Origin of the sequence: Shimia sagamensis (assembly GCF_900182745.1) — a bacterium.
Taxonomy (GTDB): Bacteria; Pseudomonadota; Alphaproteobacteria; order Rhodobacterales; family Rhodobacteraceae; genus Shimia; species Shimia sagamensis.
In genome coordinates this window covers 1-20,306 of record NZ_FXTY01000016.1, presented here as the reverse complement: position 1 = coordinate 20,306, position 20,306 = coordinate 1, and the positions used below count along the sequence as shown (strand labels likewise).

23 protein-coding genes are annotated in these 20,306 nt (G+C 52.1%); 11 read left to right on the top strand and 12 right to left on the bottom strand.

Annotated elements, in window-relative coordinates; genetic code table 11:
- Positions 1 to 29 precede the first annotated feature (29 nt).
- The 5 genes from QOL67_RS21540 to QOL67_RS21520 all read right to left on the bottom strand — a co-directional run bounded on the left by QOL67_RS21540 (position 30) and on the right by QOL67_RS21520 (position 2,706).
- Positions 30 to 515 carry a hypothetical protein gene (locus QOL67_RS21540; protein WP_283428059.1) on the bottom strand — a complete coding sequence of 162 codons (486 nt, stop codon included), beginning with the start codon at positions 513 to 515 and terminating at the stop codon, positions 30 to 32.
- Positions 515 to 697, bottom strand: a complete 183-nt coding sequence (locus QOL67_RS21535; RefSeq protein ID WP_283428058.1) for a hypothetical protein — start codon at positions 695 to 697, stop codon at positions 515 to 517. The genes QOL67_RS21540 and QOL67_RS21535 overlap by 1 nt, the downstream gene beginning before the upstream one ends.
- Positions 698 to 762: 65 nt before the next feature.
- Complete coding sequence (locus QOL67_RS21530) at positions 763 to 1,467, bottom strand: ERF family protein (protein WP_283428057.1); 705 nt, start codon at positions 1,465 to 1,467, stop codon at positions 763 to 765.
- A 33-nt stretch (positions 1,468 to 1,500) separates the two neighbouring features.
- The gene (locus QOL67_RS21525) at positions 1,501 to 1,776 is read right to left on the bottom strand and encodes a hypothetical protein (protein ID WP_283428056.1); all 276 of its coding nucleotides are present in this window, start codon (positions 1,774 to 1,776) and stop codon (positions 1,501 to 1,503) included.
- Between the two features lie 642 nt (positions 1,777 to 2,418).
- A complete protein-coding gene (locus QOL67_RS21520) occupies positions 2,419 to 2,706 on the bottom strand; it encodes a helix-turn-helix transcriptional regulator (RefSeq protein WP_283428055.1) in 288 nt (95 codons plus the stop codon).
- A 407-nt stretch (positions 2,707 to 3,113) separates the two neighbouring features.
- On the opposite strand from QOL67_RS21520, the gene QOL67_RS21515 reads away from it, so the two are divergent.
- The 6 genes from QOL67_RS21515 to QOL67_RS21495 all read left to right on the top strand — a co-directional run bounded on the left by QOL67_RS21515 (position 3,114) and on the right by QOL67_RS21495 (position 6,081).
- Positions 3,114 to 3,545 carry a hypothetical protein gene (locus tag QOL67_RS21515; protein WP_283428054.1) on the top strand — a complete coding sequence of 144 codons (432 nt, stop codon included), beginning with the start codon at positions 3,114 to 3,116 and terminating at the stop codon, positions 3,543 to 3,545.
- Between the two features lie 187 nt (positions 3,546 to 3,732).
- On the top strand, positions 3,733 to 3,960 hold the full coding sequence (locus tag QOL67_RS21510) for a hypothetical protein (RefSeq protein WP_283428053.1): 228 nt from the start codon (positions 3,733 to 3,735) through the stop codon (positions 3,958 to 3,960).
- Complete coding sequence (locus QOL67_RS22135) at positions 3,939 to 4,931, top strand: hypothetical protein (RefSeq protein ID WP_488153902.1); 993 nt, start codon at positions 3,939 to 3,941, stop codon at positions 4,929 to 4,931. The genes QOL67_RS21510 and QOL67_RS22135 overlap by 22 nt, the downstream gene beginning before the upstream one ends.
- A complete protein-coding gene (locus QOL67_RS21505; RefSeq protein WP_283428052.1) occupies positions 4,816 to 5,256 on the top strand; it encodes a hypothetical protein in 441 nt (146 codons plus the stop codon). The genes QOL67_RS22135 and QOL67_RS21505 overlap by 116 nt, the downstream gene beginning before the upstream one ends.
- Positions 5,253 to 5,465: a hypothetical protein gene (locus QOL67_RS21500; protein WP_283428051.1), complete on the top strand. Its 213-nt coding sequence runs from the start codon at positions 5,253 to 5,255 to the stop codon at positions 5,463 to 5,465. The genes QOL67_RS21505 and QOL67_RS21500 overlap by 4 nt, the downstream gene beginning before the upstream one ends.
- On the top strand, positions 5,452 to 6,081 hold the full coding sequence (locus tag QOL67_RS21495; RefSeq protein ID WP_283428050.1) for a hypothetical protein: 630 nt from the start codon (positions 5,452 to 5,454) through the stop codon (positions 6,079 to 6,081). Before QOL67_RS21500 ends, QOL67_RS21495 begins: the two co-directional genes overlap by 14 nt.
- 82 nt (positions 6,082 to 6,163) lie before the next feature.
- On the opposite strand, the gene QOL67_RS21490 is transcribed toward QOL67_RS21495, so the two are convergent.
- The 3 genes from QOL67_RS21490 to QOL67_RS21480 all read right to left on the bottom strand — a co-directional run bounded on the left by QOL67_RS21490 (position 6,164) and on the right by QOL67_RS21480 (position 11,144).
- On the bottom strand, positions 6,164 to 7,555 hold the full coding sequence (locus QOL67_RS21490; protein WP_283428049.1) for an IS1182 family transposase: 1,392 nt from the start codon (positions 7,553 to 7,555) through the stop codon (positions 6,164 to 6,166).
- A gap of 104 nt (positions 7,556 to 7,659) precedes the next feature.
- A complete protein-coding gene (locus QOL67_RS21485) occupies positions 7,660 to 9,840 on the bottom strand; it encodes a KAP family P-loop NTPase fold protein (protein ID WP_283428048.1) in 2,181 nt (726 codons plus the stop codon).
- Positions 9,841 to 10,196: 356 nt separating this feature from the next.
- On the bottom strand, positions 10,197 to 11,144 hold the full coding sequence (locus QOL67_RS21480; RefSeq protein ID WP_283428047.1) for a hypothetical protein: 948 nt from the start codon (positions 11,142 to 11,144) through the stop codon (positions 10,197 to 10,199).
- 451 nt (positions 11,145 to 11,595) lie between these two features.
- Between QOL67_RS21480 and QOL67_RS21475 the strand changes: the two genes are divergently transcribed.
- From QOL67_RS21475 to QOL67_RS21465, 3 genes are all read left to right on the top strand, one after another.
- A complete protein-coding gene (locus QOL67_RS21475; RefSeq protein ID WP_283428046.1) occupies positions 11,596 to 11,901 on the top strand; it encodes a DUF4389 domain-containing protein in 306 nt (101 codons plus the stop codon).
- A 394-nt stretch (positions 11,902 to 12,295) separates the two neighbouring features.
- Entirely contained in the window at positions 12,296 to 12,721 is a 426-nt protein-coding gene (locus QOL67_RS21470; RefSeq protein ID WP_283428045.1) for an ester cyclase, read from the top strand.
- 758 nt (positions 12,722 to 13,479) lie between these two features.
- Positions 13,480 to 13,818 (top strand): hypothetical protein, encoded by a 339-nt coding sequence (locus tag QOL67_RS21465; RefSeq protein ID WP_283428044.1) that lies wholly within the window; start codon positions 13,480 to 13,482, stop codon positions 13,816 to 13,818.
- A 303-nt stretch (positions 13,819 to 14,121) separates the two neighbouring features.
- Here the strand turns inward: QOL67_RS21465 and QOL67_RS21460 are convergent, their stop codons facing one another.
- Positions 14,122 to 14,382, bottom strand: coding sequence for a hypothetical protein (locus QOL67_RS21460; RefSeq protein ID WP_283428043.1), 261 nt, complete (start codon positions 14,380 to 14,382; stop codon positions 14,122 to 14,124).
- Between the two features lie 382 nt (positions 14,383 to 14,764).
- Entirely contained in the window at positions 14,765 to 15,715 is a 951-nt protein-coding gene (locus tag QOL67_RS21455; RefSeq protein ID WP_283428042.1) for an alpha/beta fold hydrolase, read from the bottom strand.
- Positions 15,716 to 15,779: 64 nt separating this feature from the next.
- On the opposite strand from QOL67_RS21455, the gene QOL67_RS21450 reads away from it, so the two are divergent.
- Positions 15,780 to 16,604 carry an AraC family transcriptional regulator gene (locus QOL67_RS21450; protein ID WP_283428041.1) on the top strand — a complete coding sequence of 275 codons (825 nt, stop codon included), beginning with the start codon at positions 15,780 to 15,782 and terminating at the stop codon, positions 16,602 to 16,604.
- A gap of 403 nt (positions 16,605 to 17,007) precedes the next feature.
- Here the strand turns inward: QOL67_RS21450 and QOL67_RS21445 are convergent, their stop codons facing one another.
- On the bottom strand, positions 17,008 to 17,700 hold the full coding sequence (locus QOL67_RS21445) for a hypothetical protein (protein WP_283428040.1): 693 nt from the start codon (positions 17,698 to 17,700) through the stop codon (positions 17,008 to 17,010).
- A 482-nt stretch (positions 17,701 to 18,182) separates the two neighbouring features.
- Complete coding sequence (locus QOL67_RS21440) at positions 18,183 to 18,824, bottom strand: LysE family translocator (protein ID WP_283428039.1); 642 nt, start codon at positions 18,822 to 18,824, stop codon at positions 18,183 to 18,185.
- A 252-nt stretch (positions 18,825 to 19,076) separates the two neighbouring features.
- Between QOL67_RS21440 and QOL67_RS21435 the strand changes: the two genes are divergently transcribed.
- Positions 19,077 to 20,111, top strand: a complete 1,035-nt coding sequence (locus QOL67_RS21435) for a Hint domain-containing protein (protein ID WP_283428038.1) — start codon at positions 19,077 to 19,079, stop codon at positions 20,109 to 20,111.
- Positions 20,112 to 20,306 lie beyond the last annotated feature (195 nt).

Sequence of the window (20,306 nt, the reverse complement as noted above, 5' to 3'; positions counted from 1 at the left end):
CAGGTAGATTGGACGGCCACAAAGATTGCTCATGCCGCCACCCCGAGAATGCTGTGACCCCAATCCAGTACGGCTTGCTTGCTCGCCTGAAAGCGCTCCTTGCCCATGGCCTTGTAGCTTTGGCTGTGTGGAGTGGAGCAGATAACGAAGTTTTTGCGTACAATGACGAGGGCGTAGCCATGCGCCTTGCGCGCTAGGTTGGCGATCACCGGTGCGGCTGCACATGCTGCCGCCTTGCTTTCAAAAACGATGGTCTCTGTGTCGCAATAACCGGTAGCGATCAGGCCGTGCTTGCGAAACGCGTCGGCGCTTTTTGCGTAGGGTGCGCTTGCTTGGTGATGGGGGAGATTGGCCCACAGGTCATTGATCTCGGCAAACTGTTGGTTGTGGCTGGCGCGGCTGCGTTGTTGTTCGCGCAGTTTGTCGGCAAGGGCGTCGGCATAGGTTTTGGGAACCCATTCCTCACCTTCGATGACCATGCTGGCAGGACGCAGGTTTAGTGGGTGCTGGCTCATTAGTTTGCTCCCAAAATTGTTCGTTCAAGGACCGCGTTTGACAGGTCGTCTGGATCAATTCCGAAGGCTGTTCCGACCTCCTCAAAGAGCGCGGCATGATTGGCTCCCTGCGGGGATTTCATGGCCGCTTCCTCGCGCGAGAGGTATTCATCAACTGCTTTAGGCATGCTTTCTAAAGTCATGACTTTAAACCTTAAAACGGGATTATAATTTTTCGTCTGGAGCGGGTTTTGAACCGTGACCCGCGTCAGGCAGCCTCCGCCTCATAGGAAGCCATGCAGCTTTGGAAGCAGTCGAAAACATCTTGGAACAGGTGGTTGTGCTTCTTGTCCAAGGCCTCAATGATCTGCTCGCGTTTGTTCCAGATGTTGTTGACGCCTTTCGCGGTTTTCATCCCGCGCATGTCGGCAATGATCTGCGAGGCAAAAGCGTCGGCTTTCTCAGCGTCGGTCGCGTCGTCCGGCAAGTTGTCCAATACCCCATCGATCCAAGCGTCCTTGAGACCATTCGAGATTGTGCGGCCTTCGTTGCGGCCAGTGACACTCATGTCGTCTGCATCGACATCTTCGTCTGCAGCAACACCAAGCAGCGCGGTTAATGAGTATCGGCGCGCGTAGGTCAGGGCGGCTCCGATCTTCTGGATGTTGTTCATGCGACCTGTACCGTCTTGAACAAGAGGGTAGCGGCTGACGAGCGTTGCGCCGGTCTCATGGGCGAGGGTGGTTTCCAGTTTGTCACCCGCGATCGACTGAAATATCGAAAGCCCGTTCTTTGAGAGAATGGGGCGGACAGCGCGGAGAATGTCGGCGATGTCTGCGTACTTGTATCCGTGGCCTGTCTTGTTCTTTGGGATTTCGGGGAATTCACCCTGCGCTTTTGCAAGTGCTGCATACAGCGGCCCCATGTTTGGGGCTGGGCGGCGATCTGATTTGCTCAAGATGTTGGATGTCATAATTCGTTCCTTCAAAACTGGAGCGGGCAGGGCTTACGCAGCCTCTTGCTCGCTTTCCTCAATGCGGTTGATTGCGTCGAAGCCGATCATCTTTTCCGTCCACTCGCGGGATCGGTAGATCTTGGTCACGCCATCATCGATGCTGATGCCATCGACGGTGATGAAGCCGCTGGTGTTGGTGGAGAGGTAGGCAATGACTTCTTCGCCGTTTTCGTTTTCCGGATCGCATTCTTCGACCCAGATATCGGTCACATCGACCTCGATTTCGGCGTTGGTCCAAGATGGTGTTTTGATCGATTGATACTGCATATCTCTTCCTCCGATGAATAAGAGATAAGACAAATTATTTGTCATTACAATACCTGTATGACAAATAATTTGTCACACATCGTGCTTTGTGGCTGCTGCAAAGCGCAGGGACGTGAACTTTGAAGTTAAACGCTCAAGCTTTGACTAATTGCTTGCCTGTGCGAAGGCGGAAGAATCCGCTACCGGCAAAGGATTGGTAGTCACGAAACCGGATTTGAGTTGCGTAGCCCCCTTCTTATCCATGCAGTCGATGTGAGGCTGACGCTGAAGTCGGAAATGGAGCTCAGTATTCTGGGAGCCCTGTGCGCTGAGATCGGCGTCTACAGTTATGTTTAGGCGTTTCTGTCAATATTTCACGGTCGTTAGACACATGTACGTACTTCAATGACTGGGCTCAGGCCTAGCTAATTTGAATTCGGGCGAAGTAGGTTTTTCTTTGTAAGCGAACTTATGGATGTTCAAGACGCGCAGTGGCGTTGGATAGGTCTAAGTCCTTTGCGCTTTGAAGAAAGGCGCTAGGTTCGCGATCTTAGAAGTTCGCAGGCACCAAAGCTTTTCAAGCAAAGCTTGGTGCTGTCGCTGGCCAGGGTGTGTTGGTCTGTCTTTTTGTTAGGTGTGCGCTCAACGGTTGAGTTCTACTAACTATCCAGAGGAGTTGACTAATGATCTTTCGCGCCATGCTTTTCGTAAAGTCATCGACAATGCGTCATCGTCTCCTTCGATCATAAAGTCGATCGACAGGCCGTAGGTCCTTCTTAGTGCGATTGCTCCATCCAGAGACAATCTGTAGTCTCCGCTCTCCCAGTTGTTGAGCGTCGCGCGCTTCACGCCAATGCTTTTGGCGTATTCATTTTGCGTCAAGCCTTCAAGCTCGCGGTGCCACCGGAGCCTGTTTGCAATCTCGCCATAGGGTTTCTCTGTAGTTTCCATGTCTGGAAAACTACCATGACAAATTTCTTGCCATAAGGTTAGTTCGTTTGTCTTGACTAAAGACAAATAATTTGTCAATCGTGCATTATGACACGTCAAATAGTCCATCAGATTACGAACACGTTAGGCATAGATGAAATCGCTATCGCACTGGACGTTAGCAAGTCTTCTGTGAGGTTTGCACGAACCAGTGGAGCGTTTTCAGCCAACTGGTATGGCCCTTTGAAAATCTTGTGTGATGAAGCTGGCATTCCATGTCCTCTCAGCGCGTTCAGGATGCGTTCAATTTCCGTCACACGTGGCAACGCGCTCGAGGAAACTCGGGCGGCAGGACAGGCTGTCGGAAATGAACACTGACCGGAACATGAGCTCCTTTCACTCCCTCCCCAACAAAAACGGGTTTTAAAATGTCTGATCTTCTGTACGCCAACATGTTCCGCCGCCTCGTCAACAAGACTGGTGGGGTAGAGGCAGCCTGCGCCACGGTTTCTGCGTTGCTGGGGCATGATATCTCCAAGGGGACGATCTCTCGGATCCAGAACGGGTTCGCTGCGGTGCCGATGATCTACGTCTACGCGTTGGAAGACGCGACAGGCGACTATCGGTTTACAAAACTGCGCGTCCAGGAAGTCGAAGACCGCGTGGCCGCTAAGGAAGGGCAGTCAATAACGCGGCTTGCTGGTGAAGTCGGCAAAGAGGCCGGTGAGGCTGTAAACGCGCTGATCCTTGCGGCCGAAACCGGCGACCCCAAAGCCATGGCAGAAGCTCGTGTTGAAGTGGAAGAAATGCTTCACGCTGGAGAGACCGCGCTTTCCACAATCGAGAAGTTGAAGGCGTAATGTCTGAGCCGCTGCGCCCCAAACTCACTTCAGAAGACGGGTATGCCGTAATACGCATCCCGTTGACCGAAGTGCATGGGTTACGCGTAGCGCTCAATGAATGCCCGTGTGTGGCACCCAAGTCTTCCAGAACAAAATCAATCAGGAAGCGGCTTGCGATAGCCCTTGGCAGGCTGGAGGCGAGGTGATGGCAGTTATCCAGAAAGAGGTTATGCGCCGCCTCAAGGAAGGTGAAACGCTGCTCTGCTCACTTCCCGTGGGCGACAGCGCGACTGATAGGCCGGTCTACTTTTTGTCCGGAGGCGGGCGTGTGACCACGGCCACTTACCACAAGCTGACGTCAGAAATGGAAGCTGTTTCGCCGGGCCTGTTTGAGGACTTGGAGCCTCAGGAATGGCGTTGGGTGGAGAGATGAGCAACCTCGTCACCTCACTCCTTCGAAGCAAGAACCTCGGCGTCGGACTGACAGCCAAGTCCGTAATCCTGTTGATGGGCGATATCGCCAGCGACGAAGGGCAGGGGATATGGGCTGCGAAGGGTACAATGGCCAGAGAGTTGGAGACGACTGAGCGGACTGTTCAGCGACAAATCTCTGCACTCGAAAACGCTGGCTTCATCCAAGAAGTCGGCAAGCGAAAACACCGTAATGGCTTCACTGTCGAGTACCGAATTTGCCTGAGCGTTGTGTCCAGCTGTCCAAATGCAGGGGGCGTATCGGTGAAGGGGCGGAATTCGACCCCTGACGGTGTGTCACCCGTACCCCCGACAGAGTGTCACCCCATGGTCGTGACCCCCGACAGTGTGTCGCCCCAAGATACGACAGGCTGTCACCCCATGGGCCAGACCCCTGACGGACTGTCACCCCAAGATACGACGGTGTGTCACCCCATGACGGGAACCCCCGACAGTGTGTCACCGGTACCCCCGACAGACTGTCACCCCACCCCCGACAGAGTGTCACCCCAAGATACGACAGTGTGTCACCCAAACCAAAGTAAACCATCCAAGGAACTTAGTAAGAATAGTGAAGGGCAAAAGATCAGCGATGCGCTAACGCGGTTCGCTGGCCTCGATGCGGTGTCTAGTTTCGTCGCCTATCGCCGGAAGATCAAAAAACCACTCACGGTCACGGCGGCCAAGCGACTGGCCGAGCAGCTACGCCAAATCGAGGCCAGAGGTGGCGACGCCTCTGACGCCCTAGGACTCGCCGAGGAACGCGGCTGGCAGTCCGTCAAAGCCGATTGGTACTTCAACGAAAAAGGGCAGGGCAATGACCAACGCTCCCGCAGTAATTTCAAAACTCCCAACACCGACCCCACGTCTGACGCAATCGCTATCGCCGCACGAAGTCGAAGACCATCGGGCCCGGATCGCGTTCGAGGTTGAAATCATCATGCAGGGATACTGGCAGGCAGCGCTTTCGCCGGAAATGAAGGGCGCTGTTCTCGCCGATTGGTGCGACGAACTCGAGGACTGGCCGCAAGATCAGGTGCGGGCAGCGCTGCGCGATTGGCGGCGACGCAATCCGTCGAAGAAGCCGAACCCCGGGCACATCTCAGAAATCCTCAAAGCATGGCGGGGCAGGGACTACGTGGCGAGCTTGCCACCCAAGCAGGAAGCCCCTCGAGGAGAGCGCTGCGGCAGGGAGCGCGCAAAGGAAATCATGGCCGAGGTCGGATTCCAGCCGAAGAGATTTGGAGGTGAGCAATGAGACTGGTCTCAACGGTCTACAGCAAGGGTCCAGACGAACGCGATCACGCGCAGCTGCTGAAGAACCGCGACAAGGCCCGCGTGGCGCTCTGGCACAAGGAAGGCATCGCCGCAATCGACCCAAAAGAAATCAACGATGATTGGATCAAGCAGATGGTGATCAACATCGCAACTGAGCAGTACGGAGCGCGCAAAAATGGGGAAGGGTGATCGCCGCGGGAAGTCCAAGAAGCAACCGCTGGACTTGCCAGGATTGGCGCCAACACCGCGCCCTAAAAAGCGGGGCAAGGCGCGTATGGCAGAGATTAGCCAGGAACGCGATCCGCAGCGCACGGTACTGTCTGCACGAGCGCGAATGATGGGGCAGGAGGACACCGTACAGAACCGGCAAAACATGCGCAGCCAAGCACTCGGAGAGGCCGCAGGACGGGCCATTTACCTCGCGTGCGACGAGGAGGAGGCCGCAAAGCTCTGGAGCGTATACGCGGCGTTTACGGCGACCGAAGCGCGCTATGCCAAAGTCGTTTTCTGCAAGAGCCTTCACGCGAAGGGAACAAGGATCGAGATGATGCCCGAGCGCTTTGAAACACGGGAGGACGACAAGCCGGATTTGCGGAGCGAGGACGAGCGTCACCGCGACGCCGTGAACGACTGGATGCGCTGGCGCGGGTATGTCGGGCAGTTGCGAAGCGATCAGCAGTTTGCGTTGTTTGAGGTTGTAAGGGGGCGGGCTGAGCCGGTTGTCGAGGCCGCGCTCACGCGGGCAGGAGAGCGATTTGTGGATGCGTTGAAGGAGCTTGCGGTGATTGTCGACGCAGGGGGGTAAAGGCTGTTCTCAGCCAATTCTGTTGAAAAACTCGGAGTTTTTGCAGCACTGGATCAAAGGAAAATGCGCTTTCGCCTCTGTTTCACGCTACGGCTATGGTTTGTTTCGTCTTTGGTGCCAGCTTGGCTAGCTTTTTGAGGTTTTGGGCGGTTGCAGCGAGGATAAATTCGTCGTGGGCGCCACATGGGCCACGCAATCGAAGTCGACCCAAGCCGTGGATGCGTTTGAGGTGGGCAAATGACATCTCGACCTTTTTGCGCAGTTTGCATGAGATGGCATATTGTTGAGTTTGCGATAAAACACGGGCGACATCTCGGGATGTTTCGTAGATAGATCGCGTGACTTTCCGCTGCGGTGACTTGGGACAGCAACGCTCTTTCAGATCACAAGCATCACAGTCGAATTTGCGGGCGCGGTAGCGCACTGTTTCATCCTTGTTGGCCCCAGCCGTTCCAGCTTCATATGCACGCAGTGGCTTTCTCAGCTCTTTTCCATTCGGGCAGATATAGAGATCGCTTTCGGCGTCAAAGGTGAATTCGGCACGCTCAAAGGTTCCATCCTTGCGCCCAGATTTGTCGATTACGGGGATATACGGTGCGATGCCCCGCTGCACGACCAGCCAATCCAGCATGGAAGCGGATCCATACGCTGTATCTGCGATTAGGTGTTCCGGCAGCAAATCGTGGGCTTTGTGCACGCGGTCAATCATGGTTCTGACGGCCCCCACTTCAGCCTGGCGAACAGAACGTGTGGGCTCGACGTCCAGGATCACGGCATTGTCTGTATCGATCAAATAGTTTGTTGAATATGCAAAAAATGCAGGCCCATCTCGTGCGGCAGTCCACTGAGCTGCAGGATCTGAATGCGAGACGAACTTGGGCGTAACGGGACTGGCTGCGCCAAATGCGGCATCATCAAGTGTTTCCAGATATTCTCGAACGGCACGTGGCGCCTCATTGGGATCAATCGCCTCTGGATTCCAGTCCATCTTCGGCGTGGACTTTTGACGGTTGGCGTCAGCAGCAATGATGCTGGCATCGGCCGCGTATCGTTGACCGCTCGCCAGTCCGGATTTGATGCATTGCGCGACCACCGCCTCAAACACATGACGCAGCACATCGCTATCGCGGAACCGTCCATGTCGGTTCTTGGAAAACGTTGAGTGATCCGGAATTGGGTCCGTCAGATCAAGTTTGCAGAACCAGCGATACGCAAGGTTCAAATGGACCTCTTCACAGAGCCGCCGCTCAGAGCGGATACCCATGACATATCCTACCAGCAGCATTCGTATCATCAATTCAGGATCAACCGAAGGACGACCAGTGGAACTGTAGAACTTGGTCAAATGGACGCGAACACTGGACAGGTCAATGACGTCATCTATCGCCCGCAAAACATGATCTCTTGGGACATGAGCCTCAATCGAGAAATCGTAAAACAATGCGGCTTGTGCTTCCTGACGTGGGCCCATCATCGCGAACAAACTCCATTACTGACAAAGGAATTGAATCAGCAGTCGGCACCAAAAACAACATGTGTTTTTCAACAGAATTAGCCCAAAGCGGACATGCAATCCCGCTACTTTTTGGCGGAACTTTCTTCGGACGCCTGCCACATTCCTATTGTGGCTAGGTGCTTTCCGACAGATGCTCTTGTATTCTCCGACAGTCTATCATTTTCAGACATCAGTTTTAGTCTCTCTTCGACAGCAATGACGCCATCAAAGAAATACTCGAGTGTTTTCGGTTCGATGTTAAAGGAGACTCCAGTGTCTGAGGAAGAACTCCAACTGGTCATCGCGTTTAAAACAACCAAGAAGTCATCGTCAGTGACCGTGTTCTCTTTTATCCACCTTCGAGGACCTTCATTGTCACCGAGTTGATACCAAGCATACATAAGGTTTAAGAAATAGGGAACTTCTAGGAGTTCCTTAGCTGGCGTGCTCCACAGTCGAGCCACGTACGCTTCCTTGCAATTTTCAAATTCGGCTTCCGACAACAACCACGTCTCCTTCGGCTCAGGACTTTTTGGCCCGCTGCCGTGTGCAAAAGTCGTTTCACGAATGATTCCAGACAACCAAGCGATAGATTTGGCCGTGGAAAACAGTTTGTGGAGCATTCCACCTCTGATTTTTTCATCTTTGACCCTATCAATCAGGCCGAAGATTTCACCGCGCCGCGCCTTCAGAAAGTCAGCATATCCAAATTCCGTTTTAGCGAATGGTATCAGTTCATCAATCGCTTCGCCCAAAACAACAAAAAGCCCCTGCACTTGAGAGGTTGAAACACTTGAGCTCCTTGCGACGATGAGGTCTAGAAGAATTTCGGCGAGCCTGCCACCCTGCGGTCGCTTCTGGCCAATCATTTCTCTGAACACGCTGACCGCCTTTTCCTGATCTCGCTCACAAGCAGCCAAAAAGCCTTCAACCTCGCTGTCGTCAAGGCCACCAGATGGTGATGAAAATGAAAAATAGTAGCTGAAGTGGTTTGGGCTCGCCAGCCTCTTGTGAGGTAATAAAGCCTGCAAATCATTTTCGCCAATTCTGTCAAAAACCTTGAACTCTTTGCGACTTTTGACCAGAGAAAATATGCCGACTCCGGGTAAATGGTCCCCTAGGGCACGCACAAATCGCTGTTCTTCCTCACCAGTTCTATCAATAATGTTTAGAAGATCGCGTCCAAAACTCTCGTGCACGCCCGGCGCAATGTAACCCCAGTCTCCAACGGCTGACAAAGCCGAAACATACCGCTCGATCCAATTGAAGAGTGCGCTGTTTTTTGTTCGGATGATTTGGAGAAAAATCATGTCCGCTGGATCGACTTTGCCTTTTACAGGAACGAAGTTGAGCTTTAACGAATTGACGACGCGAACAACGTCTCGAGGAGTTTCAATATACTCATCGGACCATTGTCGGTAGGCCAGTTCTAGTCGACTGCTGGACTCGGTGGTTAAACTAGATTGCAGTACGAGTTTAGATACCTCGCTCTGGAGCCAGTTCCGCAAGTCAAAGCTCATCGCCCTGGGGACACTAAATGACGCCTGTACTACCTTTTCAAGATGGGATTTTCCGTCAGAAATGTTGAGCGCCCGCTGGACGCTTTCTGCCAGAACGTCGAGGTCATAGGCCAGAATGTATGCCACATTTGGGAAGTCTGCGACGGCTTTCACAAGGCGTAGAACTTCGACTACTTCTGAGGGCTCTAAACGATCAAGATCATCCACAAACACTACAATAGGGCGTTTGAGGTGTTTCAATTTTCCACGAAGGCGCTGATTTAGGTCGTTTAGGGAAGTTTGCGATTGTTCTTGGGCTTTTTCACCCGATTTCCGCAAGAACTTAGCTACCATTCCAGCAAAGGGCGCTCCACCAATTTCGGCTAGATCGGCCAGCACAGCTAAGCCAGAAGATGCCTCAGCATAACTGCTAAGCAATTTCTTTGTATCAAGTTTTTCCGCCTCTGAAGTCTGCTCGAGAATGACTGGCTCTAGTTGAGCAAAGAGCTGCGCTAATAATTCGTTGCGATTTCCAACCAACCAAGGAGTAAACTTGATTACTTTCGGACCTTTATTGTCTTCAGCAAGCTCTGCGAGTGCCAAATTTACAATCGAGGATTTACCGGAACCCCAAGCACCCTCGACGCCAACAACAAAACCTGTACTGAGATCATTTTGGAGAAATGCAGATGCTAGATTGCGCGCAATTGCGTTGAAGCCTAGTTTGTCGCGTCCGGCATCAACCAAAGGAGTATCTTCGATCATTTTGAGGTCCTTTTGGGGTTTACCAACCGGTTGGTCTGTCAATAATAATTTTCGAAATACTATGGCTTTCGCAAATTGAACTTTTCAACCAAAAATTGTGAATTCCATGCCCACCCTAAAACCGGGCCGTGTGGCTTGCTTCCCCACTGATGATAACCCAGAGTTCTGCCATCGTGTCTAAAATGAGTTCTCGCCGATCCTTTGCAAAGTCAGCTTACTGCGCATAGCTGACCTCTATTTGGGCGCAGCGTCTCTTAGGGAATGCCCTGTCTGACAGGACGTGCCACATCATCTCTTCTCTTCAGTGAAGGCACTAAGAGCGGTCGATCAAAGAAACGATTACGTCAGCAGCTTCCCTATTTGCGCAAAGCCGTTTCGATAATACGAACCTCGGGCATTTCGGATTCTATAAACTTACGTACACCTTTTGAGTGAGGCTCGATAACCAGCACGATATCGCGATCTTTAAGGTTACGTGCCTTTATCCCGTTGGAGATATTGTACAGATCACTGTACGATAGAATGCCAAGATGAGGCCGAAGAAAAACTGTGCCACATTCCTTGCGAACTTCAATGAAATTCATCGCTTCCGTCACACGTTCCATGCCAACACCCAATACGGTTGAGCATGGGTTTAAAGACAGCATTTCGTCGATTGCGCCTATGTGTCCAATATCGACGATGTTTTGCTCGTTGTTTCGGCGATAGGAGACTTCGACTTGAGGGGATAGCTGCAAGGCCTGTTGAAGAGCCAATGCACCGCCACGCGGCACCCCAACTTCTTTCAGTGCTGATAATGAAAACGGGGAACCATCGTCTGAAAGCTCGATGGTGTGCGCTTTGACCGCCAATTTTACTTTTTGGGCGGAGCCGTGGGTTAGTGCATTTCTAGCAAGCTCAATGATCAAGTCTCGTACTGCCATCGCATTCTGATCGCCCCAAATAATCGCGACCGCTCCGGCTTCGAGCGTTTCAGAAATTTGGCCAACAAACTCCGGAGAACTGAGCTCAATTTCTGCTGTCGGCATTGGTTCGACCGAGAGGTCCACGGATAATGGTTCCCGACCAAGCTCATGTCGAAGCGCAGCTCGTCGCTCGGCGAGGCGGCGCCAATCTGTAAGTAACTCTGGCGTGTACGCACATTCGTCGGTGTCTATCAGCTTGCCATGCCGATAACACATCCAAATTCCATTATCGATAGAGCCTAATTTTGCAGCACTTGCCTCTGGCTTAGCCCGTCGAGCGGCAGGCCCGTTGGCTGCAGCGAAGATATGGCACGCCATACCTGTTGAAGCCCCGCTCATGGGCGACTCTTCGCTGGGTCCAATAGTTGCCGCTCCACAGCTTGGGAATGAACAAACGAAGCCCGCGCGCTCAGCAAGAGCCTTTTTGACTGCTGGTTTGAAATCACCTGGCCTTTTCAAATTTTTACCCTCCTATTTTGTAGCCAGAAAAGTAATCCAGCGTCGGGATTATTGAATGCTCCCTTCGGGGTTGCTTCGCAAGAAGGATCATCATTCCTCTTCTCCGTCCACCAAGCTTTGTTGCGGAGACTACATATCTTTCTTGAAAGTCGGGTCTGAGCCGCCGCACCGCAGCATTTGAACTACTCGATAAATGGAGGCTTTGGGCGGTTGCTGTTGGCACTTTTATGCACCCTGCGTCTTTACACTGCCTTGGTAATGCAGCTGTTTGCTGCCAAAGTCCGATGGTGGATTTTATTGCATAGGCTCAATCGTAAAACGGGGTGAGATTGTGGACGACGACGAAGCAAAGATTGAAGGCCGCCTGCATGGCGAACAGATTGAACCCGAGCAACCAGACAATATGCTCCAACGTTTCATTTTCATGGTGCTGATCGCTATCATGATCTCAGTTGCACAAACGGTGCTAGGGGTGGCGACGATTGTTCAGTTTGTTGTCATGATGGTCAACAATCAGCAGCCCAATGAGCGGTTGGCCGATTTTGGAACCGACTTGGGAGTTTGGATAGCCAAGGCGGCAAGATTCCAAACGGCTGCCAGCAACGTAAAGCCTTGGCCGTGGACTGAGCTGGACTAGCGCCGGGCTTTGCGGTCCTTACCGCATCTGGATTTGAACGCGCCGCATCCACCCATACTACTAGAGAAGTATCCCGGCCACTGCCGGGATTTGCTGACCAATTCGACCTGTTGTGGGACGATCGGCAGTACGCGCTATTTTAAGTGGTGCGGGGACCGGGTTGAGGCGGTTGGTCAAACTGAGCTCACGCGGGCAGGGGGGGATTTGTGGATGTACTGACGGTGCCTTCGGCGGTTGTTGATGCAAGTGGGCATCAGCTGCTCTCAGCCCAAAGCAGACGTGGTCAATTTACGCCTCGGGAGGGAATCGGACTTTCGATGCGGTTCGCACCAAAGTCTGCTAAGAGGACGAAACTACCGTTGGCCTAGGTGTACGTTTCTGCTCTTATCGGCAAATGACAAATTCAATTGAAACCACTGATGGTGCGCTGATCGCTGAGTTGCACAACCTTTGGAACTCAGGTGACCTCGGAAAAATTCCAAAAATCTATTCGGAAGACTTCGTTGCCCATATGCCCCAAGGCTGGGAAAAGAACGAATTTCGAGGTCGTGCTGGTGTAGAGGAGGCTGTCCTTCGGATCAGAAACGCATTTTTGGATTGGCATGAGCAAGTTGAGGATATGGTGCAAGCTCCGGGAAAGGTGGTCACCAGATACGTTTCAACAGGCACGCATACCGGTACTTTTTTGGGGCTAGCACCAACCAATCGGACCGTGAAAATAGACGAGATTTCAATTTACCATTTGGAAAATGGTCTCGTTAAGGAACAATGGTGTCTGACCGACGACTTGTCCATGGCAAAGCAATTGGGTCTTATTTAAGGGTGACTCTTGGCTCCAAGCTGTCACGAGCCGTGATTTTGCATCAATGTCTGTTTCTGGGAAAGCGCTCAAGCTTTGCAAAGGTCGCTATTTGCGCAATGCCGACACCGGTAAGTTTCGTCGAAGTGCGTAAGGTGCCCATCCGCGCCAACCGCAATGCTGACCAAAGCACGTTGCAGGGGGAGCAATCTATGGTCCCGTGCAAGGCTATTTCAGTCCTAAGGCGTTGCTAGCAGCTGCGTCTTTAACTCCATCGTCACAGTGTACGTACTGCCTCCCTTGCGGCGAATGTGAAAAGCATAAGCACCGATCATGACCGCCTGGAGGGGAGAGATGGACAAAAGCTTGGCTTCGGGAGCTGGGGACACTCCCCAAGCTGTATTACCTACCACGTCCAGACTAGGCCTGTCTTGGCGGCCATGATCGGCACTTAGATTGCTCCCCTTATTCTCTGCATATGAGAGAACCGGTAGGCCCTCGGCCATCGGTGATGAGTTGAAGAGAGGTGTGTATACTGTTGCTTTGGCTATATTTAATGGTTGTCTGCGGCGGTGTCGGAATTCTCTGCGGAGAAGTCCAAATCGCATTGGGCGGAGGTTCAGGGGCGGCTCTGGTGATCTACGTGTTATCTGGTTGGGTGCTTCCGATAGTCTGTTTCGCCTTAGTGACCGCTCGAAGAAAACGGACTGCAGATTTTGGCTCAAAGCCGTCACCTTCCGCAGGACAAATTTTGGAATGAAACTCTCTAGGGGGATAGCATGAATAAAATTACGTTTTTGTGCCCATTGGTGTTTGTTTTGGCTGGATGCGTACAGCCGCCGGCTTCGCCTGCTGAGAAAGCGGCACGTCAGTGGGCCGGTGCCGAACTGGCAGCTACCAAATGTGCTGGCTACATCGGAGGTTTCTCAGCCGCCAAAGATATGCGCAACGAAGCAAAGAAAGACTTGGTCGAAGCCCGGGAGCTCGGTGCAACGGATGAATTGCTTGTGAAAGCCAAAACGGATGTAAACAGCGCAGCCACTACTTCGGAAATTCTAATCGGGTTAAGAGAAACCTGTAACCAGCTTGTAAGCCAACTTGCGTACCATTCAAGCTAACCAATAGCGGTAGCCAGGTAACGCAAATTAGAGTTTTTGGCAGGCGCAACATGCACCCGCTGAGGCTTGCTGAGTTTCAGTAACTAACTAAAGTCAACTACAGATCTGAAGGCGCTGAGACCGAGATACATATCGGACTTCATCTTCCTAAGGTAAATCAAAATTGTTCGCTGCAATCATACGTATTTTCAGTACCTTAGACACTCGGCGCTCAGAGCTTCAAAACACTCTAACAACCTAGTCTGCTCTGATAGATTTTCACCGGACCCGCGCCATTTTGAAGAGTGTGCGCTTTCTGGCGTTCTATTCGACCGAATTGGCCGTTTCAGCCTTTTTGAACACTAGGATCGTTATGAAAAGCCCGGAAATTAGCAGTGTATGTGCCGCAGCTGTTACGCCAAAAACAAAGTAACTGCCAACCATGAGCGAGAATATTGCGCTCCACATCCAAGCCAGCATTTGCATCAATAAGTGGGCTGTAGGAATGGGCTGGTTTTTGAGTGGGTTCTTGTTTTCATTCATGACTGAATCCCACATCGTTTTGATGTTCATAATAGTGGTCATGTTTAAACTCCCATTGCATGTTGCATCTTCTCCCACGCAACCTCCTCGGACGTACATGAAAAGGGCCGCCTTTGTTTCAAAGGCAGAGGACGACAAAGCGAGAAAGCGTGAGTATAAAAGGTACGTGCTAACAGCGCCAACGGACCAATTTTAGCTCATCTTCTCTTGAAAGATCGGTGTATTCCGTAAGCAGAATCCAAGTCTCCTCAGAGCCAATCATTGTGTTCTTCGTTTGGCAGATTTTACCCAACTGAGCCGCGAAAAGTCATTTCCTCCCGCAACACTAGAGCAGTATCCCGGCCACTGACGGGATCGGACGACCAGCCGCTCGCAGAGATGCCAGAGTGCTCTGAACCTCGCAAAGGCGACAGGCCGGCTATTGTTACTCAGGACCCGGAAAAGACGACAGGAACTTGAGGTACTCTGACGCTACAGCATCGGGCTTATCCAACATTGGAACATGGCCACAGTTGTTCAGCGTAGCTAGATGTGAGGCTGGTAAACTCCGATCGAGTATTGCGGCGCCGCTGATATGAAAAATCCGGTCTTCTTGACACCAGATTATCAGCGTCGGCATCTCAATTGACGGCGCAAGATCCAAGACCGTAGGCACGTCGGACTTGCTATGCACGACATCCCAAATGCGGGCGTTGTGATCGGCCTGGGCCACCTCTTCCTTCGCCCAAGTCCGAAGGATCGGGCCCGGGACATATGGAATATTGGGGGACAGCCACTCATTACGTTCAGCAAAGTCTTCGGTTGTTTGAACGACCAGTGGGGTTATCCCGAGATCTCGTGCCTTATCCATGTCACTTGGTATTGGGGTAGGGACCCCAAGTGGGCTGCCGATAAAGGAAAGGCTTGCGATTAGTTCCGGATGTTCTTCGGCCAGGAGCGCTGCAACATAGGCCCCCATGGAGTTTGCCCCAACGTGAACAGCCTTCAGCTCAAGCGCCTGCATCACGGTCAGTAAGTTTGCCTGCTGTTGATCAAACAAATAGTCGTCGTCTGCGCGCAGGGCGTTGTCCCCAAACCCGGGCAGATCAACGGCGATGATGCGGTAGTCTTTGGTTAGGGCACGGGCCACTTCGACCCAGTGTTCTTTGCGCGCATAAATGCCATGTACCAGCAAAACCGTTTCGCCTTGGCCGCCTTCCAAATAATGGATATCTCCAACGTCAGTTGAAATCACTTTGGAGCGCAGCCCTGCGGAGGCGTTGTTTAGGGCGATCAGACCTTTTGCGACCTGCGATGGCAGCGTATGCCAAGCCACCACGCCGCAGAAAATTAGCAGACCAAATGCAATGGCCAGCTTTCGGAAAATGTGTGTCATATGTCCTCGGATTAGATAGTCGGAGCCAGAAGCCCTTACTAAGCACATCTTCCAGACGCCTCTCTTGAAGAAACGTGCAAGTCCCTTCGTACTGTCCTTCACATTTGCCCCTTGCTGCAGCATTCTCAGGATTGCGCCAAAGTTGCCCGCAAAGTTAGGTGAAGTGGTTATGTCTTCAGTTGCCCCCGCTTTTCGCAACCACAAATTCTCCTTCGATAAAGGCGAACTTGGGATGCATGAGAACCTGATGACATGCGTCATTGTCGGGCGCAGAGAGCCTCTTCTAGTTGGCGATGACAGCGACCAAACGGAAGCGCATGCGATCTGCATCAAACCCGATGTGCCGCATCGCGTCGTCATCCAAGAGGGGGGCGCGGAGATTGTGTATCTGGATGGCGTTAAACTGGACGAGAATGCCCCCAAATTTGGAGATCTGCCCGATGTCTGGCAGAATTTGCCTCAGGCAATTGAGGCGAGGGACCACATTGCTCTGGCAGGTTATCGTCAGACGCTCAACAGAGACGACATACCTTCGGATGCCGGAGTAATGCGGATCGTAGAGCGTCTTTACAAAGACCCTTTTGAAAGGCTGTCTCAGTTGGACCTTGCACAAGAGCTACAGCTCGAGCGCACGCTTGCAATGCGCCACTTTAAGTCGACAACGGGCCAGACCTTCCGAAAGTTCAAGATATGGGCGGCTATGATGTACGCAGTTGATGCTGCGTTTAATGGCGAGAAGATCGGTCTTGCAGGCATACAGGCAGGGTTCTCAGATGCGGCACATATGACTAGGACCGCAGCAACTCTGTTTGGGATCACGCCAACGCAGGGCCTATCAGGGCTGAGCGCATTCACCAGCATTGAAGCGCATCCTCATTCCGCTTCGTAGCAGTCACGCTGCTTCTACCCCTTCGCCATTGCAGTATCCCGGCCACTGCCGGGATCGGCAGATCCGGTTAACTTGTTGCGGAGCGATCCCCAGTAAGCGCTTTGTGACTTTGAGCGGAAGTCGGGTCGGTTGTTGATGCAAGGGGGTAAGGCTGCTCTCCAGCTCAAAGCGGTCTTTGGCGCAGAACGCTGCCAGGGACTTCTGCGAGCCCAGACTACCGATATTCTGCAACGCCACGAATGTCTGCTATCGTCACGCACTCAAAAACCATCAACAACTATCAAGGTTTTGAACGGGGTTTTTGGCAGCGTAAATTTAGGTGATTTGAGGCTGTGCCAAAAAGGAGTGTTTTTGCTACGTAGATATTGGTAGTAGGTCTCCGTTCGCATAGACGCCGATACCTTTAGTCTGGTTCTTCTATATACTCAAAATTCCCGTCTTTCCATTTATCAAAACAGACTTCCCAAGGATGAATCTTCAACTGAGTTTCCTCAGGCAGACACAAAAAATAGATTTGGCAAAGGACGGCCAACGCGTCCTCTAAGAATTTGTTAAAATCCACCGTCGTATCGCCTTGGTGGGCAAACTCATTGCGGGCGGCCTTCATCCTCGCCAACCGAACAACCGACGTTGCAGTCACCAAATTGACGTCGCCATCGAAAGGCTTGGCAAACTTTGCCTTCTGGTTCTCTGCATCGCTGATAGAGAGCCTATCGTTCTGCTTGATTTCAGTATGCCACGCCCTCTGTTTCGTAGCCGTCGACTTTATACAAATCGCAACTTCATCACCGCACAACTCGACGATCGTAAAGGCATACGCAGCCATTGCGGCGTCGTAGATCGGGTCGCCTACCATGTAGACGATATCTTCAGGTGCAACTAGCTCCTCATCATGCAGAAAGTGGTCTCCCTTGATGTTAGTAGGCGTTGCGATGATTCCTAGAGAACTGACGGGGTAACCCACATGAAGTTCTGCCGAGAGGTCGCGCCACTCTGTTGCATGCCTATTAAATAGGTATTGGTGTAGGCGGAAATTTACGCCTAGATTTAGAAGCTTCTCGATAGAGGTCTGGATTGTCTTATGCACGTCCGTCATCTCTAACTCCGCTACGGCAGCTGAGCGTAGTTCCATAATTCAGCAACTGCGGGGGAGCAAGCCAAGCTTAGACCTAAACACACGGTTAAGTTCTCCTACAACCAGACATTCAATAAATCGCCCGTAACAAGCTGACAGTTTTACTTGCCACTAACGACCGTTTGTTGAACGGTCAGAATTGCAGTCGCTCAGATGCCCTATTCTCGATAGCCGACATTGCTCCGACTCAGGCCAATGGTCGCTTTGTCCCGCTTTGCTGACCTTAGTGGGCGGTGTAATGAATGGCGGCTTCCCGCAAGGATTGCCGAAAACTAAAGTCAGATTTGGTATGTGAGCTGCCGATGGTTTAACACGGTAGGGTATTGGGTCACCGACAGCCAAAACCCCGCTTGTAGGGCTTAACACGCTTCAGGATTGCCTTTGAACTCTGAACGCAGAGCTTCTGCAAGGTACTCGGTCCTTGTCTCCGTCGCTTAGCTGACTCAGTTTCTGTCTGTTAGCAGCTTCAACCCTGCGGCAGAAAAGAACACACCCAAGGTTGTCTGTATGTATCGCCGTGCGCGGCTGTAAGCAGACACCATGAACGATGTTGAAAAGGCGATCGCATAGAGCGTGTGGACTGCTGTCGATAGGATAAAGATGCCTAGTACGATTGCAGCCGCAACCCAGAGCGGGGACCCAGGCTGAAGGCCCAGTGAAATGGTGGCAATCCAAGCAAGAGCAGCTTTCGGATTAGTCATCTGAATTGTATACCCGCTAATAGCGTAGCGAAGTGGCGACTGATCCTCTTGACCAAGCTTCTTAACATCCAAATCATGGGCGGAGGCTGCTGACTTGAAGGACTTGTAAGCAAGCCAGAGAAGGTAGATGCCACCAGCGATCTTGATGAAAAGCAGGGCTGACGCGTATTTTGAAAGTATCGCAGAGAGGCCGGATGCAGCGAGGATGCCCCAGGTTAGAGATCCCAGCGCCACTCCAAGCGCAAGCGAGATCCCAGACTTGCGATCAACGCTCATTGATGTGCCGATGATTGCCAAAATATTGGGACCCGGGCTGGCAACCCCGACGATAAAAATGGAATACGCCAACAGGATGCCAGGCAAGTAGATGGAAAGCTGATCCATGAAATCTCCTTCCTCTCTTGGTGTCGCTCCAAAGCGATGCAGCACCTAATCCTTCCTACATCTGAATGCCACTCTCACAATCTCAAATCAATTCCGAGAAGTGCGTAAGTACGCGTAACTAACCCGCGCGTACTGGATCGCCTTTAGCTTCCCCTACTTGAATTTCCTTGGCTGCCAAGACCGGACAAAAAACCGGCTCTATCGGTCTTTGCGTCCAGAACATCAAATTTAAGCCATGGAAAGCTACTAGACATGAAAAGACCAGGACTGGGGACTTTTAATAAATTTTTGGAGAGCCGTTCCCCAGGTGACAGAGGTGATTCTTATCGACGTTTTCCTAACAACAATTCGGAAAACCAAGAAACTTCGGTTGCTGAAACAGAGAAAACAGATGGAGAAAACGCAGAGCATTCTGACACTCAGCGAGGCGGCCAACCTAATCCAATCGATCGAGGTCCACCCTACGAGATCGATAGACCGGAAGACGATCGAGGTCCGCAAGAAATCGATCGGGGACCACCTTATAAGGTTGATCCGCCGGATGATGATCGAGGGCCGCCGGAAATCGATCGGGGGCCAGGTTACGACATTCTTCCGCCGGAAGACGATGTCGCTCCGCCAGAAATCGATCGTGGCCCGCCTTACGAGATAGACCCACCCGAAAATGGGGGACATGCTCCCTGCTTTACTCCTGGAACACTGATTTCGACTCCCCAAGGTCATCGATTGGTGGAGGAGCTAAAGCCGGGCGATGAAGTCCTCACTCGAGACCGAGGTGTGCGGAAGATCTGTTGGGTTGGCCGTAGGGACTTAAAAAGGGAAGACTTGGAGAGGAACCCGGCGCTTTGTCCAATCTTAGTTAGGCGCGGGGCACTAGATCACTGCTTGCCCCATCAAGACCTTTTGGTTTCACCAAACCACCGATTTTTGAGTTTGAGTGCGCAGACCGTACTCCTTTTCGGAGAGTTGGAGGTCTTGGTTGCAGCAAAGTTTCTTCCTGTACTGGATGGTGTTGAACAGGTTCAACCTCAGGACGTTAGCTACATCCATTTCATGTTTGACAAGCATGAGTTGGTGCTTTCGCACGGAGTATGGACCGAGAGCTTTCAACCTAGCGATCACTCTCTTTCTGGAATGGACGAAGACCAGCGCCAAGAAATCTTGAGCTTGTTCCCATCGCTGGCAGACGAGCAGGGCCCTGAGAAAAACAGGTTCGTAGCGGCGCGCCCTTCACTAAAGAAATTTGAGTCCGTTGCGCTACTGCATATGGCTGGATCCTTTTGCTAACGCCAACGTACGTGCGGGTACGTGCTTAAGGTCTGTTTGGCGGCATCTATACTTGGAAGCACAGGGCGCGTCCGGGTTATTCCTACTGTTGCATGCGCCCTGTCTCACACTCCATCCACGTGGATCCTCTAATGTGGATGGAGTGTGATTTCCCATCTCCGAACTTGCATTGACGCAGGCAGGTGAACGTGAGAA

Excerpts from the sequence above, each read along its gene's own strand:
- QOL67_RS21445 (WP_283428040.1), bottom strand. The coding sequence starts at position 17,700 with ATGACGGACGTGCATAAGACAATCCAGACCTCTATCGAGAAGCTTCTA.
- QOL67_RS21510 (WP_283428053.1), top strand. The coding sequence starts at position 3,733 with ATGGCAGTTATCCAGAAAGAGGTTATGCGCCGCCTCAAGGAAGGTGAA.
- QOL67_RS21495 (WP_283428050.1), top strand. The coding sequence starts at position 5,452 with ATGGGGAAGGGTGATCGCCGCGGGAAGTCCAAGAAGCAACCGCTGGAC.
- QOL67_RS21535 (WP_283428058.1), bottom strand. The coding sequence starts at position 697 with ATGACTTTAGAAAGCATGCCTAAAGCAGTTGATGAATACCTCTCGCGC.
- QOL67_RS21440 (WP_283428039.1), bottom strand. The coding sequence starts at position 18,824 with ATGGATCAGCTTTCCATCTACTTGCCTGGCATCCTGTTGGCGTATTCC.
- QOL67_RS21530 (WP_283428057.1), bottom strand. The coding sequence starts at position 1,467 with ATGACATCCAACATCTTGAGCAAATCAGATCGCCGCCCAGCCCCAAAC.
- QOL67_RS21480 (WP_283428047.1), bottom strand. The coding sequence starts at position 11,144 with ATGAGCGGGGCTTCAACAGGTATGGCGTGCCATATCTTCGCTGCAGCC.
- QOL67_RS21515 (WP_283428054.1), top strand. The coding sequence starts at position 3,114 with ATGTCTGATCTTCTGTACGCCAACATGTTCCGCCGCCTCGTCAACAAG.
- QOL67_RS21540 (WP_283428059.1), bottom strand. The coding sequence starts at position 515 with ATGAGCCAGCACCCACTAAACCTGCGTCCTGCCAGCATGGTCATCGAA.
- QOL67_RS21485 (WP_283428048.1), bottom strand. The coding sequence starts at position 9,840 with ATGATCGAAGATACTCCTTTGGTTGATGCCGGACGCGACAAACTAGGC.
- QOL67_RS21470 (WP_283428045.1), top strand. The coding sequence starts at position 12,296 with ATGACAAATTCAATTGAAACCACTGATGGTGCGCTGATCGCTGAGTTG.
- QOL67_RS21490 (WP_283428049.1), bottom strand. The coding sequence starts at position 7,555 with ATGATGGGCCCACGTCAGGAAGCACAAGCCGCATTGTTTTACGATTTC.
- QOL67_RS21505 (WP_283428052.1), top strand. The coding sequence starts at position 4,816 with ATGACCAACGCTCCCGCAGTAATTTCAAAACTCCCAACACCGACCCCA.
- QOL67_RS22135 (WP_488153902.1), top strand. The coding sequence starts at position 3,939 with ATGGCGTTGGGTGGAGAGATGAGCAACCTCGTCACCTCACTCCTTCGA.
- QOL67_RS21435 (WP_283428038.1), top strand. The coding sequence starts at position 19,077 with ATGAAAAGACCAGGACTGGGGACTTTTAATAAATTTTTGGAGAGCCGT.
- QOL67_RS21500 (WP_283428051.1), top strand. The coding sequence starts at position 5,253 with ATGAGACTGGTCTCAACGGTCTACAGCAAGGGTCCAGACGAACGCGAT.
- QOL67_RS21460 (WP_283428043.1), bottom strand. The coding sequence starts at position 14,382 with ATGACCACTATTATGAACATCAAAACGATGTGGGATTCAGTCATGAAT.
- QOL67_RS21525 (WP_283428056.1), bottom strand. The coding sequence starts at position 1,776 with ATGCAGTATCAATCGATCAAAACACCATCTTGGACCAACGCCGAAATC.
- QOL67_RS21520 (WP_283428055.1), bottom strand. The coding sequence starts at position 2,706 with ATGGAAACTACAGAGAAACCCTATGGCGAGATTGCAAACAGGCTCCGG.
- QOL67_RS21455 (WP_283428042.1), bottom strand. The coding sequence starts at position 15,715 with ATGACACACATTTTCCGAAAGCTGGCCATTGCATTTGGTCTGCTAATT.
- QOL67_RS21465 (WP_283428044.1), top strand. The coding sequence starts at position 13,480 with ATGAATAAAATTACGTTTTTGTGCCCATTGGTGTTTGTTTTGGCTGGA.